At 42.5% G+C, this 18650-nt stretch carries 22 protein-coding genes; 1 reads left to right on the plus strand and 21 read right to left on the minus strand.

Going from position 1 to position 18650, the window contains the following annotated elements:
• Nucleotides 1–116: 116 nt before the first annotated feature.
• Genes C6344_RS09850 through C6344_RS09895 form a run of 10 tightly spaced genes read right to left on the minus strand, consistent with a single transcriptional unit; the run spans nt 117 to nt 9585 of the window.
• Entirely contained in the window at nt 117–500 is a 384-nt protein-coding gene (locus C6344_RS09850; RefSeq protein WP_003212666.1) for a phage tail-collar fiber domain-containing protein, read from the minus strand.
• A gap of 11 nt (nt 501–511) precedes the next feature.
• Nucleotides 512–1435 (minus strand): YmfQ family protein, encoded by a 924-nt coding sequence (locus C6344_RS09855; RefSeq protein ID WP_106048274.1) that lies wholly within the window; start codon nt 1433–1435, stop codon nt 512–514.
• Nucleotides 1419–2468, minus strand: a complete 1050-nt coding sequence (locus C6344_RS09860) for a baseplate J/gp47 family protein (RefSeq protein ID WP_106072913.1) — start codon at nt 2466–2468, stop codon at nt 1419–1421. Before C6344_RS09860 ends, C6344_RS09855 begins: the two co-directional genes overlap by 17 nt.
• On the minus strand, nt 2461–2883 hold the full coding sequence (locus tag C6344_RS09865; protein ID WP_106048270.1) for a DUF2634 domain-containing protein: 423 nt from the start codon (nt 2881–2883) through the stop codon (nt 2461–2463). The genes C6344_RS09860 and C6344_RS09865 overlap by 8 nt, the downstream gene beginning before the upstream one ends.
• Before the next feature lie 14 nt (nt 2884–2897).
• Nucleotides 2898–3164, minus strand: a complete 267-nt coding sequence (locus tag C6344_RS09870; protein WP_034659738.1) for a DUF2577 family protein — start codon at nt 3162–3164, stop codon at nt 2898–2900.
• Nucleotides 3161–4171, minus strand: a complete 1011-nt coding sequence (locus tag C6344_RS09875; protein ID WP_106036562.1) for an XkdQ/YqbQ family protein — start codon at nt 4169–4171, stop codon at nt 3161–3163. Before C6344_RS09875 ends, C6344_RS09870 begins: the two co-directional genes overlap by 4 nt.
• Before the next feature lie 11 nt (nt 4172–4182).
• On the minus strand, nt 4183–4851 hold the full coding sequence (locus tag C6344_RS09880) for a LysM peptidoglycan-binding domain-containing protein (protein WP_003213616.1): 669 nt from the start codon (nt 4849–4851) through the stop codon (nt 4183–4185).
• Entirely contained in the window at nt 4844–8965 is a 4122-nt protein-coding gene (locus tag C6344_RS09885) for a transglycosylase SLT domain-containing protein (protein ID WP_223254323.1), read from the minus strand. Before C6344_RS09885 ends, C6344_RS09880 begins: the two co-directional genes overlap by 8 nt.
• Nucleotides 8966–9103 carry a hypothetical protein gene (locus tag C6344_RS09890; RefSeq protein ID WP_095285871.1) on the minus strand — a complete coding sequence of 46 codons (138 nt, stop codon included), beginning with the start codon at nt 9101–9103 and terminating at the stop codon, nt 8966–8968.
• 41 nt (nt 9104–9144) lie between these two features.
• Nucleotides 9145–9585, minus strand: a complete 441-nt coding sequence (locus C6344_RS09895) for a phage tail assembly chaperone (RefSeq protein WP_008344099.1) — start codon at nt 9583–9585, stop codon at nt 9145–9147.
• Between the two features lie 152 nt (nt 9586–9737).
• Between C6344_RS09895 and C6344_RS09900 the strand changes: the two genes are divergently transcribed.
• On the plus strand, nt 9738–9827 hold the full coding sequence (locus C6344_RS09900; RefSeq protein WP_081311383.1) for a putative holin-like toxin: 90 nt from the start codon (nt 9738–9740) through the stop codon (nt 9825–9827).
• A gap of 292 nt (nt 9828–10119) precedes the next feature.
• On the opposite strand, the gene C6344_RS09905 is transcribed toward C6344_RS09900, so the two are convergent.
• The 11 genes from C6344_RS09905 to C6344_RS09955 are packed head-to-tail and all read right to left on the minus strand — an operon-like array spanning nt 10120 to nt 18646.
• Entirely contained in the window at nt 10120–10563 is a 444-nt protein-coding gene (locus tag C6344_RS09905) for a phage tail tube protein (protein WP_003213309.1), read from the minus strand.
• 1 nt (nt 10564) lies between these two features.
• Nucleotides 10565–11911 (minus strand): phage tail sheath family protein, encoded by a 1347-nt coding sequence (locus C6344_RS09910; protein ID WP_106072914.1) that lies wholly within the window; start codon nt 11909–11911, stop codon nt 10565–10567.
• 3 nt (nt 11912–11914) lie between these two features.
• Nucleotides 11915–12127: a YqzN/YkzM domain-containing protein gene (locus C6344_RS09915; protein WP_003212736.1), complete on the minus strand. Its 213-nt coding sequence runs from the start codon at nt 12125–12127 to the stop codon at nt 11915–11917.
• Nucleotides 12114–12569, minus strand: a complete 456-nt coding sequence (locus C6344_RS09920; protein ID WP_106072915.1) for a phage tail terminator family protein — start codon at nt 12567–12569, stop codon at nt 12114–12116. Before C6344_RS09920 ends, C6344_RS09915 begins: the two co-directional genes overlap by 14 nt.
• 4 nt (nt 12570–12573) lie before the next feature.
• Nucleotides 12574–13071, minus strand: coding sequence for an HK97 gp10 family phage protein (locus C6344_RS09925; RefSeq protein ID WP_060597157.1), 498 nt, complete (start codon nt 13069–13071; stop codon nt 12574–12576).
• Nucleotides 13068–13424, minus strand: coding sequence for a YqbH/XkdH family protein (locus C6344_RS09930; protein ID WP_034659744.1), 357 nt, complete (start codon nt 13422–13424; stop codon nt 13068–13070). The genes C6344_RS09925 and C6344_RS09930 overlap by 4 nt, the downstream gene beginning before the upstream one ends.
• Nucleotides 13421–13804: a protein YqbG gene (gene yqbG, locus C6344_RS09935; RefSeq protein WP_060597160.1), complete on the minus strand. Its 384-nt coding sequence runs from the start codon at nt 13802–13804 to the stop codon at nt 13421–13423. The genes C6344_RS09930 and yqbG overlap by 4 nt, the downstream gene beginning before the upstream one ends.
• A gap of 13 nt (nt 13805–13817) precedes the next feature.
• A complete protein-coding gene (locus C6344_RS09940) occupies nt 13818–14741 on the minus strand; it encodes a phage major capsid protein (RefSeq protein WP_034659746.1) in 924 nt (307 codons plus the stop codon).
• Between the two features lie 22 nt (nt 14742–14763).
• A complete protein-coding gene (locus C6344_RS09945; RefSeq protein WP_106072916.1) occupies nt 14764–15852 on the minus strand; it encodes an XkdF-like putative serine protease domain-containing protein in 1089 nt (362 codons plus the stop codon).
• A gap of 38 nt (nt 15853–15890) precedes the next feature.
• Nucleotides 15891–17348, minus strand: coding sequence for a phage portal protein (locus C6344_RS09950; protein ID WP_095285856.1), 1458 nt, complete (start codon nt 17346–17348; stop codon nt 15891–15893).
• Complete coding sequence (locus C6344_RS09955; RefSeq protein ID WP_189313029.1) at nt 17345–18646, minus strand: PBSX family phage terminase large subunit; 1302 nt, start codon at nt 18644–18646, stop codon at nt 17345–17347. The genes C6344_RS09950 and C6344_RS09955 overlap by 4 nt, the downstream gene beginning before the upstream one ends.
• Between the last annotated feature and the right edge of the window lie 4 nt (nt 18647–18650).

The following is an 18650-nucleotide window of genomic DNA, read 5'->3' on the forward strand; positions in this document are numbered from 1 at the left end:
GATTGAAGTGCTCCTAGTGCCTTTATACTCAAAGCAACTCCTATAAAGTAGATCGCCTGCTTTGGCTGTATTCTTCTGGCAAAATAAACACTGGGTTATTTCCTGAAGTCACTCCATTAATAAATATCATCAATCTCAAAAACAAATTCGATGTCGCCGTCTTTTTGTTTGTCTGTCATGGTGCGGATGGCGGTGAATTTGCCGGCTTCGTCGACAAGTGCTAGTTCGTTGATGACTTCTCCTGCAAGTTCTCCTTCGGCGATCGTGCAGGTGTAGCGGATTTTTGCTGGTTCCATGAAGGTAAACGAATCAATCTCTTTTTGGACGAGTTCTTTTTTCAGTTTTTGTTCAGTGCCGTCTAGTGAGATCGGTTTGCCATCCTTCGTCCCGCCGTTTCCAAATGCCATTTTGACGACTTTTGTGAGTTTTGTTCCCTCTGCTCTTGCCTTTGCCATTTGTTGACGTGCATATAATGTTGTTACGGTTAATTGATCAGCCATTGTGATCCTCCTTATAGCTCTATTTTTTGAGAAGTTGCTGCTAGCATTTTTGATCCGTCAAGCGGAACAGATCCATCGAGAATCCAGTAATGATCCTTGATCAGTAAGCTGCCGCCCTGTTCAGTTTGGACTTGTACTGGAAATCGGAACGTCATTTTCTTTTTGGTTTGATGTGACAGCTGGTTTTTTGTGCGTAATGTCAGTGTCGCTTTTTGCTTTGTTTCATGTACCGCTCCAGTCATGACATAATTCATTCGATATGTGTTCTCTGACTTATGCTGAAGCGGCATTCTCAACTTCAACGAATGTCGAAAACGAGTCGGAACCTCTGTTGTACCTCTTGTCCCGCTAAGATAAAACGTACCATTTAATACAAATTCACCATTCAGTAAAATCGGGATATGATCGAAAAAACCCACTCTGCTTCGCAGTGTAAGCCTCCCGTGATGATCATTTTTTTCATGTACATCGGTATGATGAAATGCAGTGAACGTATAAGCCAAATGAGCCGGCTTTAACGTTTCAAGTATTTCTACAATATATCTAGTGTTTTGCAGGTCATCTAGGTTCACACGTAAGGCGAAATGATAGCGATTGGTGGTGAGACGGATGATGGCACTTGGATTTTTGAGAAAGCGATTCACCGATTTCTCTAATGAAAGATACGTGATCGGTGGAATGTTTGACATCATATTGAGTAAGCGTGCCCTGCGAAGTTCAATGGAGTCACCTGATTCTCGCTGCACCTTCAGCATTCTTTCCCATCTATTCAATCCCCATGTCGCAGTTAAAGGGAAGAACTGATCCGTTAAATCGAAAATGGATTCATCCAATTGCTCAAACTCCGGTGCTTCTGTTTTGAGTAGATGATCTACTTCATAAATCTCTGTAAAATATGGCGGCAAGTAGTTTTTCATTTCATCCTGTTTGCTCAATAACCTTCACCTGCCTCAGACGCGGTATCTCAATGTCCTGTAACACTAAGTTTTTCGATTCCCCATTCAATAACACGTTTGCATAATCTGATACACTTTCTGAATGGTACAGAATGTCATTTAAGGCGGACATTCGAATGGTACTCTTTTCAAATGCGATTGATTTCAACAGCGCTTTGACCTTTTCTTCTATTTCTTTCTGCGCTCCTTCAAGGGTCCAGTCCATTTGAAGTTCGACGGCTACTTCTATGTCAATATCCAGCCATTTGGCGCTTTCGACGGTTGCTTTTGAACCAATAGGCGCTTGTCCTTCCCCTTCGCCTGGTACTGGGTCGATATATTCCTGTACTCTTTTAACAAGCAGATCTGATGCAACATCTAGATTGCCGTCTGTGATGACAATTTTGACCGTCCCTTCTCCGTTCCAAAGCGGGAATACTTTCGCTCTGCCAACCCCTGTCACTTCCTCAGCCCATTTTTTATAATGCGCCTTGTTGGCACTGACAGCCTCCCGCCTAGCACGTATTAAGTAGCGATCATATAACGAAGCGTCATCTTCTTCCTCTTGTCCTGGTATCACCAGTTCTTTCATGGTAATCGATTCGAGTCCTGGAATTGTATCAAGTGATAGCAGCGGCTGATCTGTTAATTGACCATTGCCGATCTTGCCAGGTGTCTCGCATTCTAGCGTGCCTTCTTTCGAATATTGGAAATAGACGTCTTCAATAAAAAACCGTGAGCCAACTGGGATGTTGATATCCTCCGGCTGAATAGCTGCGGACCAAATCGCTTTAGTCGCTGGTTTTCTTTCAATTCCTACTTCAGCAGCCCGCCGATCTAGAAACTCTCCTTGTGCTGTATCTGCAAAGACCAGCTCGAATACTTGATCAAGCCAAATATAGGACTGGGCCAGTTCAGCTGCAGCAGGTGCCAAGGCATTCCAAATGACGCTGTTTTCTCTTTTATCTATGGCATCTGGCAGTCTGTCTAGCATTCTTTCCATTAATGCTTCGTACGTTTGTTCCTCAAACATCGCTCTCCATCACCTCCTCTATTTCTAATGTGCCTTCATCTGTGACAATAGCTAGCTTGACATGAAACGAGTCATTTTGCTTTGTGACCTCTAATTCTTCAATATGATCAATCCGTTCGTCGACAATCAATGCTTCCTCTAGCAGCCTCGGAATCTCCATTTCTTTGTATTCATCCGTGGCTTCTGTATCCGTCAAGAGCTCCTGGATTTCAGTGCCAATGTCGTGGCTGTAGATAGGATGTGCATACCGCTCTGTCCTGAGTGTCATATAAACGAATTGACGAATTGCTTCAATGCCTGAAATGGTTTCACCTGTCAGTCTGCCAGTTTCAACATCTATTCGATACGTCATCGAGGTTTCCACCTCTTCCTCTTCTTCTATTTCCTCGATTTCTTCCTCTGGTGAAAGTGCCACATTCATCACCTCCCTTACAATTTGTCGATGATGTAGAAGGACTGCCCTCCTGCCATTGCCAGCACCATAATGCTGTCTCCCCTTTTCAGTTCATCATCCTCACCCTTATTTAGGCGCTTTGGCCAAATCAGTAATTCTTCCGGAATGACTAGCTTATGGTTTTCATTTAACCGGATGCTTACAGGAGAAACTGCCGTGACTTCTCCAACCACCAGATCAATTGGAGAGGCGGCATCTACAGCATTCACTGCTAATCGTTTAATCGCTTCACTTAATCTCACGCTTGATCACCCTTTGGGATGGAATTTTTCTCAACGACATCAATTGTCATGGTGTGTTTCACCCCACTGAATTCATGTTTGTCTTGATCGATCCAGTAGGTTTTTTTCACGTTGATTTCAGGGATTTTCAAATAGATTGGAAGACCGCTTTGCAGTTCAGGAATGCCTAGCGCTTGTATGCTTTTGATTTCTTGCTTGACGCCTTTTTTCTCTGCCAGCCGTACTTTGGCTCTTTTTTGTAGCTGCGGCTGGTTGATTTGCCCTGTAACCGTCTCAACATGCTGTAAAATACCGTATTTACTCTGACCTGCTTTATCCTGTTCGACCACCACAATCTCTGATTTGCTGCCTTTTTTCTTATTCTTTCCCTGTTCATCTGCAGACGTGCGCAGTTTGACACGAGTGGCTGTCTCTTCAATCGAGGTGCTATACTGATAACCAATGAGATTGACGCCTGATTCAATGACCCATACGTCCTCTGGATCTGGCCAAGCTCTCAGCCCCATCTTTCCTTTAGCAGAATAGATTTGATAGTTTCTACCAGTTTGACGCTTTGTTTCTTTTAACGCTTTCAGAATCATGTCATACAAACTCGTATCGTTTTTAAACACTAGTGATTTTATGACATGTCCTGTATTGGCGATGGAGGTCATTGGAATTTGAAAGTCAGCCCCTATCCGCCTCAAGATTTGATCTGCTCTTTGTTTTGAAAAAACATAGACATCTTGGTTTTTCACCAAATATTGAAGCATGTCGTATGCGGTAAAGGTCAGCTTCCCTTCAACAGGCCTCCGGGAAAACACAATGCCTCTGAACAGCTCTTTTCCTTTCCATTTAAAAAGAACCGTGTCCCCTTCTGAGACACGGTAATATGTTTGACTGCCTTGTTTAGTGATAATATTTGCCTGAATAGAGCGAGGGGCTTGATACCTTTGCCCCTGAAGTGTCACACTCTCTGTGACAAGCTCATACATGGTGCCGCTTCTGATGGCAAAAAGCTCGATCAATGCCAGCCCCCCTATTGTGGTATTTTTAACCTTTGTCCAGGGAAAATCCAATGCCCCGGCTGCTTAATATTGCGTTTGCTACGTTTAATCATCGCTAATTTATTGGCATTCCAAATACGCCGCCATTTTGTACTGTCGCCATAAAATCTGCCTGAAATAGCCCATAGCGTATCCCCTTTTTTGACGGTGTACATTTTTGGTGGTGTTTTTGAAGGCCTTTTCTTTTTCGTTTGTTTTGCTTTTTTCTTTCGTTTAATTTTCCTAGGCGATGCGGTTTTGTATTCCTTTAACTCGATCGTAAATTCACGATCGCCAATATCATATGACCCTTCTTTATGGGTGAAGCTTTCAATGCTACACGTCATATTAATTTTTGTCCCCGTTACAATGAGCCGCACCGACTTCTTTGAACGCATCATTCGTTCTATTTTCGCTATCGCATTCTCCGGTGATGGAATGCTTTTATATTCAGCAATTGGCGAATATTTCTTAGGAAATAATGAAGTGAATGATACTTGCTTAGCCGATGGGACATCAATAAAGGTCAGTTCTCCAAAAGAAGCAACCTTTACCGTTTCATTTTGTACGTTATTTGTGATTTCAAGTTCGGATGGAAGGACAGGGAATCGCAACTTGTCCTTTCCTTGGGAAATCCACAATTGATACACTGATTTACCCATCGATCACGACCCCCTTCGTTCCTGTATGAAGCTCTACTTCCAGTTCATCTACGAGCATTTGTCTAATTTTTTCGACAAGCGATTGCTGATCTTGTCCATTATGGAAATGCTGATCCCCATTGAATTGAATGGTGATTTGCTTATTACTTGACGATGCTGTACGACTAGAAGACTGAGCTGAGGTGACTTGCTGCATTTGTGATTCTGGTAAAGGAGCAGACGCATTTGCTGGGTCATATACTTGCATCCCAAGTGCTTTGGCTGCCTGCGTTAATAAATATCTCCCTCGAATCCCTCTTTCTTCAGGAATAATCCATTCGCGTTTGTTTCCTTCTCCGACTCTAGCAACCTGCTCCTGAGTAATCAGTCCACCATTTGCGTAGCCTTTATAAGGCCCGCCTCTTCTCATACTTCGTAATCCCGGTGTATTGAAGACTGTTCCATATCTGCCCTTAATGTAGTTAATGGCTGCTACAGCATTATGAATTGGGTTCCAAATGTCATTCATACCTTTGCCTTTATTGGAGTTAAACGTCGGTCCAATGGTTTGCATTAAGCCTTTAGAAGGCGTTCCCTTTTTAGCGTTGGAATCCCATAAGTTGATTGCTCTCGGATTTCCATTCGATTCATGCTGTGCAATGGTCATAAGACCTGGAAGCCAGTTCATCGATGTACCAGTTGCCATGAGAGCTGCCATGAGCCATTGCTGAACACTAAGACCTGAAACCCCCATACCACTGAAAGCTCCGATTAATGAACCAGCCTGATTTTCAGCAAACTTTTTCACATCCACTGAGTCGAGCCCTTTAACGACACCGATCGATGCAAATTTCCCAAGACTCATCATGACGCGTGAAGGGGAATGAATGTCTAATTCCTCTCTAAACGCCTGCTCTACTTTCTTCGCCATTTCTTTGGCAGCTTGTGTGACTTCACTTGCTTTTGAACGCATGCCGTTGTTAAAGGCATCCATCATTCCTGAGCCCCAGCCTGGTGATTCTTGTTTTGCTTGTAGGAATGGTTGTTTGATGTGCTGATCTACGTATTGGCTAGTACCAACTGATGTGGCATTTTGACCTGTGGCAAAACCATTAACTGTTCCAGAACCCCAAGTTGGTGATGCTGTCATCACTTGTTGGTATGGTGCTTTTACACGACTTTGCAAAAAGCTGTCTGTTCCTGTGGGTGTCACCTGCTGACCATTCGCAAAAGCAGCAACTGTTTGCTGACCATACTTACCTGAGTCTGAGGTCAATTGAGCAAAAGGTTGCTGAATATTCTTTTGCTTCCATTGATCAAGTGTAATCACTTTTTGATTTAATCCTTGTTCAAAATCCTTATTAAATTGCTCGCCTATGCTGGAGGCTTGAATGTTCCCAGTCATCGAGACAGATCCGTCTATTGAACCGACAGAAGATGATGAAACTACTGCTGTAGGAGCTGGAGAGCTTGATACTTGATTTCCAGCTGCTCCGCTTGGCATAACAGACATTCCAAGATGAGAAGCAGCCTGAGCAAGCAGCATCTTCCCGCGTCCTCGGTTATTTTGAGTTGGAATAACAAATTCGTTACCTGCTTCTCCGACCCATGATAAGGTTGGCTGGGTGATATAGCCGCCTGTGGCATTGTTATCAGGTTTTTTCTTCCCAACAATCCAATTTATGACTACATCTACAATACCGCCTGCTTTGTCAAAAATCTTTTTAACCCAACCAAATGCTGCAGAAAACCCATCACTAATAGCTTCTGCTACTTTTACAATCGGCTTTTGAATGTTGTCCTCAAACCATTTGGATAATCCATCCCATATATCTGTCACGACTTTATACGCTTCTTCAAACTTTTTACCGAAACTATCTTTAATGGTTCCTACCGTATCTACAAGTGGGTTCCATACATTTTCCATAAACCATGACGATACAGCTCCAAAGATTGATTGTATCGTTTTCCATGCATTTGATAATGCTGTCCAAATCCCTGTAGCGACTGTAACGACTGTGCTGCTTAGCGGTGTCCAAACGTTTTCAATAAACCAACCTGCAACTGCACTAAATGTCTCTTGAATCCATGTCCAGGCATTCACTAAACTTGACCAGATGGTCGTTGCTACCGTAACGACTGTGTCGCTGAGAGGTGTCCAAACGTTTTCAATAAACCAGCCTGCTACGGCACTAAATGTTTCTTGAATCCATGTCCAGGCATTGACTAGACTTGTCCATATGGTCGTTGCTACTGTGACGACTGTATCGCTTAGCGGTGTCCATACATTTTCAATAAACCAGCCTGCAACTGCACTGAAGGTTTCTTGTATCCATGTCCATGCATTGACTAAACTTGACCAAATGGATGACGCTACTGTGACAACCGTATTGCTTAATGGTGTCCATACATTTTCTGTGAACCAAGCCGCAACTGTTGACCAAACTTCGACAATTTGATTTTTGATTTCAATGGCTTTTTGGCCAATCTTTTCAAATCCGCCGCCATCAAACCATTTTCCAATTGTTTCACCGATAGATTCTCCACCCATACTTCCAGCGATGCCGCCTACTAGACCGCCGATGGCTGTACCTACCCCTGGAACTACGCTTCCAATAGCTGCACCTGCTGCAGCACCTGCCATCCCGCCAGCGATTCCGCCTCCAGTCGTACCAATCTTTTCACCAGCATTCTCTTTGTTCATACCGATTAGATTTGTTGCACTAAGTACACTTCCTAGAATAGGTACTTTCTTTAATAACTTGCCGCTCCCTTTACCTATATTTTTCACCGCATCCCCTAATCCACTTAACCCCTTGCTACCTTTCACTAAACCCGTAAGTCCGCCAACTGAAGCTGCGATACCCGCACCTTTCTTTAGTCCACTAGGGATTTTTCCAAATAATTTACCTGCATTTGTTTTCAGTTTCCCTAATTTACTTGGAGGTCTTCTATTCATTTCGGTTCTTGTTGTGGCATTTTGGTTTGTAGATTGTCTTGGTGATTGACCATTTCTATTTTTAGTTTTAGTAGATCCTCCCCTGCTTAAACCTCTTGCACAACAGGGGCAACAACTATTGCGAAACAAGCCTTTTCCACCTCGCGGCTGAGGTTTCGTTTTGGGAGCTGGATTTGTTGGTGCTGTTGTTGGTGCTGTTGTTGGTGCTGTTGTTGGTGCTGTTGTTGGTGCTGGAGTGGCACTTTCACTTGATTGATCACTTGCACCAAAGAGACGATCTAATCCAGTCTTCACCAATTGATCTAGTTTTTCTTCAGGATTAAATTTAATCTTCTCTTTAATTCTTCCGATCACATCTTGTTTGTAATCTTCCATTTTATTTTCAACCCAAGGAAGTGCTTTTTCATCCCAAAACTTTCTAGGACTCAATTTTTCCTTCACTTTGTCTGCAACGTCACCTGCATATTTTTGAATTTCATTTAATCCTTTATTGGCAAGGTTTTGAAGCCAACTCTGTTTAGATTCATCTGTTTTCACTGATGGACTAACAGCCTCAGGCTCTTTTTTTATGTTTTGTTCTTTCACAATCGACTCAGCCTGATCTCGTTTTTTCAACTTACTCTTTGCATTGTCTTGAACAGACACTCTGATTTCGTGTTTAGACATCGTCAAGCTTTTGAGTGTCTTTTTGATTCGTTGAATTGCAGCGGTGGCTTGGTCAACCATGTTTAATCTCATATAATACGTTCTGTTCATGAGCTGATAGATAGATTTTTTGATCGATGACATTTTACCTGACAATTGATCGTTTAGTTTAAACGTCAGCAGAATGGGGCTTGTTCCCGCTTGTTTTAAACGGTTTATGCTGTATTTAATGACATCTAGTCCTTTCGCTTGAATGGATATGACCAGATGATTTGGGAGCATATTTAACTGATTGTTTAATGCTTTTAAATCACGATAGATTCCCTTATCCAGTCTCATGGAAAATACTGAAATTTTCCGAAGCGATAAACTGAAGTTTCTTAACTTCTTTTCATCTATTTCCAGGTTTATTTTCACTGGTTTTCTAAATGGTTTTAGCTGCTTCTCAAACGTTTGAAATCGTTTTTGAATGCGCATAAGCTTCTTCGATACTTTGTCTTCTAATTCAAATCGTGCAGTGAGTTTCGCCAATTATTTCCCTCCTTTCTTTGCTTCTTTTTCTAGCATGTCTAGTTTGTAGCTGATGAGTCCGAATAGGAATGCTTTGAACGGTCTTGGTGATTCGTATAAATCTAGGAGTTCAGATGGGGAGTAGTGAAGCTCGTGCATGGCGTAATATAAAAACACGGCTTCTTTATCCCCATCTTTTATTAGTTTTTTGCTGCGTCTTCTAAATCTTCAATTTCGTCTTCGAATCCGTTGATTTCAATGGCTTTGTTTAACCAGTTCGCATATTCACCGCCAACTGACAGGACGCGTTTTGCTACTTCAACTGGATCTTGTGTGCTGTAGGCTTCCCTTAATTCCTTTGAGCGGAAATCTGGATAAATGGTCGATTCAATCGCAATTCGTGCGTAGAAGCGCTGACTGTCTAAGTCCTTTACGCGGCCTCTGCCTTTGACATTTTTGAAGGTCGTATTTTCTTTTTCCAGTTCATCAATGCGTTCAGTTGTAATGGCTTTAAAGACAAAAGGAATGACATTCCCTTTTTTATCAACAAAACGCTTAGAAATCGGTACTTTGACCTCTTCCGCTTCTACTGTTTGTCCTGGCATAAAAAATGAAAGATCAAATGTTTGTTTTTCGCTCATGTTTAAAAACTCCCTTTGTTATGTTTTTTTGAATGCAAAAAAGCACATCCATTTTTTGAATGTGCTTTCCAATCTTTTCATGTATAATTTAATTTGTACAATTGAATGGCTTGCTCAAGGGTGTCTGGCTCATCCCCGATAGGAAGGGGGTGATGCTCATGTCAACATTTCAAGCGCTTATGTTAATGCTTGCATTCGGGTCATTTATCGTTGCCCTGTTGACGTATATAGACAAAAAATAGACTCCCCTTGAGCTTTGGACGGTTGAAGGGAAAGTCTATCCTTAAAACTATCTAATTGATTAGCCAGCCCCTTGAGGGCCTCATTGTACATTGCCGGGATGTTGACGCATCCTGGCTTCTTTTTATTTTATGCAAAGTACTTTGCATGTAAACATATTTCTAAGAAACTTTTTGAGGTTACACAGTAACTCTTTTGTAGCTACTCTGTAACTATGAAAAATTATACCATATCGTTGAATAAAATAAAAATAACATATATTTTCGTCATTCGTAATGCCTTTTTCAATTGTAATTAGAAAGAATTCTTCAGCTTTTCAGGAAGATCAAAGTCCTCGAACGTAAACGGAACTTCTTCTTCAAGCGCCTCTGAATCAACATCCAGTCCAGCGATTTTAGCTGAATCAAAGTTGACATCAAATAATGTCACACGCTCAGTGCCTCGGCCTGATGACTTATCGTCAATTACAGCCTGAAGAGTGAAATATGGGTCTTCCCCTTTTTTCACATAGTTGAGCATTAATTGAACGAAACGTGACGTGACTTTATAGAATGTTGCCGTTCCTGTTCCGTTTGCCCCTGTTGTTTTATGACCAGTCATTCGGCGGCCCATCACATTGACTTCTGATTTGTTTTTCTCCACGTTTGCTTCAAACGTTTTGATAAAGGCAAGCTCCTCACCTTCTAAGAAAAGACGACCTTCTTTACCTGAAATTGTATTTTGCGCTTTAAAAGCCATCTTACTTCACCTCCACATTGAAATAGAATTTTTCTGCTGCATCTACTGGTTGAACCGCTAGATCGATGATAAATCCATCACGATCTTCATTGAGACCGATCACGATATCTGTTTCTGAGTTAAAGCCTGTAATGCCGCTGCCATCTTGAAGCTGTGTGAGATACTGAGTAATCAGTGTTTTCACAAGCTGCACCCCATCATCTGATGCTGGAATGTCATTGCCATTGGCTTTGCGTAATTTAATCAGATTTTTTAATTCGAACGTCAAATCATTGTTGATCGCATCAAGCACACGAATGATTTTGTTTTTCGCCATTTGCTGGTTCTTTTCAGCTGTAAAGCTTGTCAAGGAGTTAATATCTTTTTCAACACTCACGGTACGATCTCTCGCATCAAAGGTGAACAGGAACTCCCCTTGTGATAATCGGTATTCTACTTGATCATTATCAAGGCGTTCTAATGTATCCACTGCTCCTTCGTATTCTACAAAGGTCAGTGACTGATTGAAGTTTGCACCTGCACTTGCACCTGCGACCCATGCTGTTGTTTGATCAGGCGTTAGTTCTGTTCCATCTTCCAGCACAACACCGCTTGTCACATTGATGATGCCTTCTTGGTCAGCTGCATAGTTGGCCACAACTCCTTGCACCTTACGTCCTTGCTTATCACGTAAACGCTCGATAAATGAAGCGAAGGTCGCTTTTAATTGCTCACTATTATCGATCGGGAGAGCAATAACATCAAAGTATTCTGTTTCTGCTGCTTCTAGGAAAGCTGTATAATCTGCGACACTTGCCACACCATTTTTCCCGCCGCTTAGTGCCACACCAGCCGTGATGACGGCTTCACCTTCACCAGAAAATTGAACATATTTGTTTTTCACAAGATCTTTGACATCCGTGACAACCTGCTTATCCACAATATCTGTTCCAAGATAAGTGATGACGTCACGCTTTGTGCTATCAAGTACATTTTCTGCCACTTGTACAGTGATCTCATTTCCTTTTAGACCGCCATAATTGGCTGTGACCACAAAGTTTTCTGCGATTTCAGCTTTGGCCGTCTCCCCTTCATTTAGGCGGTAAAGCAAGACCGTTTGTGCTTTTTTCTTTGCTTCACGGAAAAGAAGAAGTGACTTGTCATCAATGTTGAGTCCAACCTTTTTATTTAAGTCTTCCATATTGGAAACGGAAATAAAGGTTTTTGGTTCTCCCCAGCTCATCACAAGAGGAAGTGCCACCGTACCTCGATCGCCTAAAGTAATTCGCTGCTCTGCTGTTGTTTTAAAATTAAAGTAAATGCCAGGACGCTTTTTCTCTGTACCTGGTGTAAATGTGCCTCCGTTCATCCTTTAAACCTCCTTGGACAAAAAAGCATCAATGTGCTTTTTCGCTTCTGTTTTTGTAATTGGTTGATGTTTGATATAAAAAAGAGCACCTTCAAGGATTTCTGGTTTAACCCCAAAAAGATCCTTACTGTGCTCCTTTAAGGCTTCAAATGAAAAGCCAAATTCTTTTTCTTCGCCAGCTGTTTGAGCGGGCTCTGCTTTTTTAGTCTTGCTCACGTTTGATCACTCCATCTGAAAAGTTGATATCTTCAAGGCTTGCTTGTTTGTCTCGGTTGTACCAATAACTGCTATCCCACGTCAGGACAATCGCTGCTACGCCTTGATCTATCATTCTGGTTTCCACTCTTTTTATGCGGACATAATCATCAAGCACATCTCCATCTTCACTCATCATCTGAATCATTTGACGATCAGCAAGCAATGCATCAACAATTGTTTCTGCCGCGTCATGCGCTTTTTCTGTATCCATATGAAACACTTTTACTTGCAGCGAATAAGATTTCATAAACGTAGATACCGTATCTGGACCGCTGATGACTGTTACGGGCGGCACATAAACGGATGGCACTTGAAAACGCTCTGGCAAAAGTCGATCATACATTGTCACAGGAAAGTGTGTGTAAATATAATGCATGATTGCCCCGACTTCTTGATTCATTTCATCACCTCCCAAAATGTCGATCGAACCAGCTTTGAAGCTTTCGATCCAGCGACTGTTCAAACATTTGCTCATAGAGCATGACAGCATGATCCCAGTAGCCATTTCCATCTATCCATTGAGAGGCAAGCATCATTCCTGTCTTTGCATTCGGATCATATTCAAAGCGGCTGCCAGCCCATCTGCCAGGCACCCATCTTCGCTCTCCACTTGAAGAAGTAGCATGTCCGTCATTAACATAGGAGGCATATTCAAGCTGCGTTCCCACTTCAAGCGTGAGACCACCTTTTGACATAAGAAAATGATTCTCCTTGTCTCCTTGCGTAAAGGAGCTTAGAAGCCGGCCTGTATCGACAGCATTCTCCTTGATTAGCTCATCCTGAATGATGTCCAAAAGCTCTAGGCCCATGTCTTGCAACAAATCTTGATATTCTGCTTTTAAGCCGCCGGCACACGCTGTTTCCAGCTGTGAAAGCAGCCGGTCAAGTCCATCAATTTTCATAGATTTTCCTTCCTGACTGCCATCACTTCAATGTGATGATTTTTCACTATTTTGGGCTGCTGCAACTTAAGTGAGACGCCGTTCCACACCATTTTGTCATGCAGGCGAATATCACTTGCTAAAGGGAAATGGACAAGATAGGACTGATAAATAACTGTATTCGGCTCTTCTTGCACAAGGGACTGATTCTTTTCTATGACATAACAAGCCAGATCTGTCAGGCTAGGAGCATCGGGATAGGAAAGAGTCATTTGTAAGTCATCAGCTGGAACCCCGAATTTTCCTCGGGAAGCCTCCTGATGTTCAAGGTGAAAAAGATCACAGCGGTCTGTTAATAAAGAGTGATAACTCATAATGATCTCACCTTTAATTTGGTACTGCCGCCAGTTAATGATGGTTCAATGTAATCGACAAGCAGGGCATATACATAAGGTTTGCCTTTCACTTGATCAGCTGCCTTCGCATATGAATAATCACCCATTTTTTCTGACGTAAAGCCTTTCATCATAGATTCGTCATCATTCAGCATGGCAAAATATTGGGCCATTTTTAATAATGCGATTCTTGCTTTTTCAGGAAGGGGCTGATATTTTTCGCTTGAGAAATCATGACCTACGATCTGAAATACCGCAGCTTCGGCTTCGATAATATCTGCTGTCAGTCTTTCTACAGATCGATTTTTCACACGCTCAAATACAGAATAGGCTTGCAGTTCTTCAGGAGAAATAATCATGGCCTGCCGTCACCTACTCTTTCACTTTCATCACTTTTGCTACAGCATCCTCTTCCTCAAATTTGCTGTCTAGCTTCGCTGTCAGGACAATAATAAATTTACGGCTGCGAATATCTTTTTCTACTTCAATTCGAATATTACGAGAAAAACCTACGATAATATTTTTAGGGTGTGTCAGCAAAATATCTGATACGTCTGTTCCCGCTTCGTCATATGGCTGCATATTGGCAAGACCTTTGACTGGCACACCGAATGCAGAAGAAAGTCCGCCTTGAATGACCGCATCTCCGAGATTTGTCTGACGGTTTGCTACTTGATCCTTCCACTCAACCTCTAAACTTGGGGATGTGTAGAAACGGAAATCCTGAGGTACACGTAAATATTTTGACGGCATCGCTTTATAGGCTTGTTTAAACATTTGGCGGCTAATTTCCGCTCCATTTGCATCAACAATATGAGATACTGCTTGTTTTCTCACGCCATCCATTTGGGCTAAAAATGGATCTGATGAAGTCGTATCCCCATTGACGATGAGCTCTTCAATATCGACCGCCGCTCGTTCAGCCAGCATTTGCATAATTGTCTGCTGGATTCCGTCTTTTTCAATATTGTTTTCAATACTGTCGTAGGTCATGTGAATCTCTGCAATGACCTCTTTCGCATTTAGCTGGACAGTGCTTGTCGCTGGGACAACACGGTCTTTTGCATCAAGCGCTTGGCCTTCTTCTGCTGGGCGCAAAATACGCTGGCCAAAGCCGATTTTTTCGATTTTTTGTGAATCACTTTCCATCGGAATGATGCGTGCATCATTTAAAACGGTTGGTGTGTTTTGCATCATTCTAATGAATGTGTTGGATTGGGTTGCGTTCATGAGACCGCCGGTTTTTAAGCTGGCAAGTGTCATTTCAGCCTTGCGAATCAACTCTTGATTTCTCACACTGTTTCCTCCTTATTTAGGCTTATAGTAAGCCATCCCATATGGGTGTTGTTGTGTCGTTTTGTGTATCGTGGATTGTTTGTTTTGACATGCCCCGCGCCTTTTCAAGCATGTGAATCCGCTCTGAAATAGGCAAAAGCTGCTGCTCAAGCACTTCCTGCACCGCTGCTTTTTCTCTGCTGGCTGATTTCTCTAAGGAAGAGAGCTGCTGACGAATCGGTGCAACGACTTGCTCGAGCACTTTTTGGACAGGTTCTTCCCCGGTTTGATCTGTTTCTTGTTGTTCAGCCTGCTGTAAGACGTTTTCGATGGCCTTTTTTGCTTTTTCGAGCTCTCGTACTTGATCTGTCGTCAAAGCAGCATCTTCCTTTTGTACGGCGGCTGGCCTTTCACCAATCGTTTGAAGTACATCCTCTGTCTTCAGGATATCCTGCATGATTGGAATGAGCTGTTCTAAGGCAGCTCTTACATCCGCCTCATCACCATCACTTGACTGTAAGGTTTCCAGCAGATGGTCTAAAACGTTCCAAAATGATTGTGACATGTTTGCACCTTCCTCTTTTAAAAAGAAATTTTTCAGCAAAGAAAAAAGCCCTCTCTCATTCGTGCCTTGAGATAGAAGCTGATCTTGTTCTTCTATGGCGACGAAATCCGCCGTTCCAGCCATTGAATAGCCTGTAATGTGGCCCTTCTGAATTTGATCCCAAATCTCTTGGGAAGCTTTTGTCACAAGCACCCAAGACCCTTTTCGAATCAGCTCGCCGCCTACCTCTACATCAGCCGGAGCAATATACGATTCAACCACTTCGCCAACACCATCCTGAAAATCATGCTGCTTGTCAATATGACGGGCATCCTTCATAAAGCCGTGTGCCGCTCTTTCAATTTCCTTGGCTGTCATAAAGTCTTGATGTGCATCAGGCGTATTCGGCTCATACACGACACCGTACACGAGGCGATGAGCATCTTCTGCCTTTGTCAGGACACTGACCTCCTTTTGAAAGTCAGGCCGCTTTTTCTTTGCTTTCATCAAAAAGAATTTCTTCTTGTTCGCTGCTTTGTCCACGTAGGAAACATGCGTAATTTTAGCGTTTTTTAGTTCTCTTGGCATATGTTCACCCCCTTTCAAAAAAGTGCACGCGCTTCTGTTTATTTCGTCAGCTGATCCGGCTCTGGTTGAGGCTTTTCTTCAGCTGATTTCATGCGGCTTTCTAAAGGTCGGTGATATAGTTCCTCAGGCCATTCTTCTAGCGTTTTTCCGAGAATTCTTCCTGCTAGATCGCGCAAATCGTTAGGTGACACTGCCCCCGCCTGAATAAATGGCGTCAGTACCTTGGCAATCTCTAATGGGTCTCTAAAATCAGGGCCATTTAATAGAAAACGGACATGCCAAATATCAAGATCCGGCAGGAAAAGAGTATTGAGTTTTCCTGTGATGAGATGCCGTTCCGGCTGAAATACCTGCTCTTCTGTTGTTTTACGCGCCGTATCTGCTGTCGCTTTGTTATAGTCTTGAGACTCACCTGTGTAAATTGGAGGAAGGCGAAACGCAGAGCGGATTTTGTTTCTTGTTTTTTCATCGTATTCTAAAAAGAGCGCATCTTCTTGCAGGATCTCGGCTAGGGATTTAAAGTTCACTTTGACATTTGAGACATCTTCTTCTCCCGTTAACCCTTTTTCTGTCGGTAGACCTTCAACTTCAAGCAATAGAAACTTATGTGCATGATCAGATCCTTCAATATCGTCCATATAATCTTGAAGCTGCTGATAAGAGGATTCTGACAGCATGCCATTTTCGACAATAATGGCACCTGGTACATGCCGCCCTTGTTTAAAATAAAGGTAGTTCAGCTCCTCTGCCTTGCGTGCTCCGTACATATTGACGATGTTGCCAATCCAGCGGGGAATCCCATACGTTCCACTGCCAATTTTAAAATGAATCACTTCTGTTGCGCGAAGCGGCTCTGGTGTGGTGTCATCGTATTTGCCTGTTTCACAGTGCAAAATGCGCGGATCACCATACTCCTTGAAGAAGACTTTCTTTTCGTTGATCACCTGTACATATTTACGGAATCGTTTCTTTCGATTCATTGTCTTCATTTCGCCATTTTCGGTGTACCTGAATTCGACGTCGACTGGCTCACTAAGCTTGCAAATGCGGATATGAAGCGCATCTAAATACTCGATTCCTGCCGGCTTTCCTTGTCCATCTCTCAGCACCTCTAAAAAACCATTGCCCGTTTTCTCTCGGTCTTCGAGGACATAGCCAAGAATCACATCAGCGGACTCATCATAGTTCATGTACTTCGTAAACTCTTCAAGTCTTGTCCATTCCTTTTCTGCAGCCTTCTTTTTTGCCGGTTTTACACCTTCTGCATTAAAGTCAAAGGCGTATTCTACCCCAAACCCAAAGCCTAAAATATTGGTTTTGTACGCATCAATACATTGCTGAAGAATGGTTGAATATTCTGCCATGCTTTTTAATTCATTGATGTTGTAAGGCGGGGGAACAATGTCATCTTTTTCGTATGAAAATTCATCTGCATACATTTGTTTTGTATGATCAGACATGTTTGCCTTCATAATCGTTGCTTTCAATTGTTTCATTGTATAGACCTCCTCTCTCTGTTTGGGCGGACACGCTCCGAGGCGGTCTGTTTCAAATCCGTCACTTCATAATCATCCAGCGCATACCAAATGGCTGATAATGTGTGTGGATCGATTTGAAATTCATCTTCCTCTAAACGGCCATCCTTATCTGCCTTATAGGTCAGTGATTGAAGTTCATAGATTGTGTACGGACAAGCATCAGAGCAAATGATTTTCTTAAACCGTTTGATCTTTTTCGTATACTGCAAACGCGAGCCTTGGAACTTATGTGCTGCCACCATCTGAAATCCACGCTGCCGAAAATAGTGAATGGTTTTAGGCTCTGCTGCATCGGCTTTGATGAGTTCCTTTGATTCAATGAACTCTTTTAGGTCAACAGCTGTTTCATCATCTGTTTTCCCGCGGTCGTAATATTCCCAGTAAATATATAAGTACTTTTTTTCATGATCGACGGCTAATCGAATGAGCGCATTGTACGATTCAACAAATCCAAAATCCATGCCTGCTCGTTTCAGCGGCCTGTCAATCTGCTGAATCGCTTCTAATACATCAGAATGATTTCTCACCTCAAATTGAGGAAAAACCTTTGTTCCATTGATGCCAAAATAGCCCTTCCTCGCAATTCGATAGAGGTCTGGGTCGTATTCTTTCAGCTCATCCAGCTGCTTCACATAGCTTTTAGGGAGAAATAGATTATCTTCCGCTGTGGAGTGATGGTAGTACGTATCCTTGATGACAACGGTGCGCTTTTTGTATAAGGTTTCGTCATCTAGGACAAATCGCTTCAGCTGTTCATCTCGAAAGAAATGTCTGTACGTCCAATTATCTTGACCAACAGGATTGGTCGATAACATCATATAAAGCGGTAAGGACGGATGCCTCAGCCTTCCAAGCAGCTCTTTAAAGCCTTCATAAGAAACCTCTGAACACTCTTCAATCCAAATGATCGAGATGTTGTTGATCGATTTCAATTTCTCAGGCTTGTCCAGTCCTTTGAATAAGATGCTGCTGCCATTTCGAAACGTCAAGGCAAGCGGCGAACTTCGGCACTTCACCACACGATCGATGCCAAGATCGCTGACGATCTCTTGTAATAGAGAAAATGTTGATTCACGGTGCGTATCATATACTTCTCGAATGACAAGTGCTGTCCGTTTTTCTTCCAGCAGCTTTAAAATGAGTTTCAACGCAATGTGATAGCTTTTGGAGGAGCCGTAGCCGCCTACTAAAAATTGAAACTTCTGATTCCAATCGAATAGAAAGTGTTCAAAGTGAGGATTGACTTCTTTTTCAATCAAT

Origin of the sequence: Bacillus sp. GBSW19 (assembly GCF_002998655.1) — a bacterium.
Classification (GTDB): Bacteria; Bacillota; Bacilli; order Bacillales; family Bacillaceae; genus Bacillus.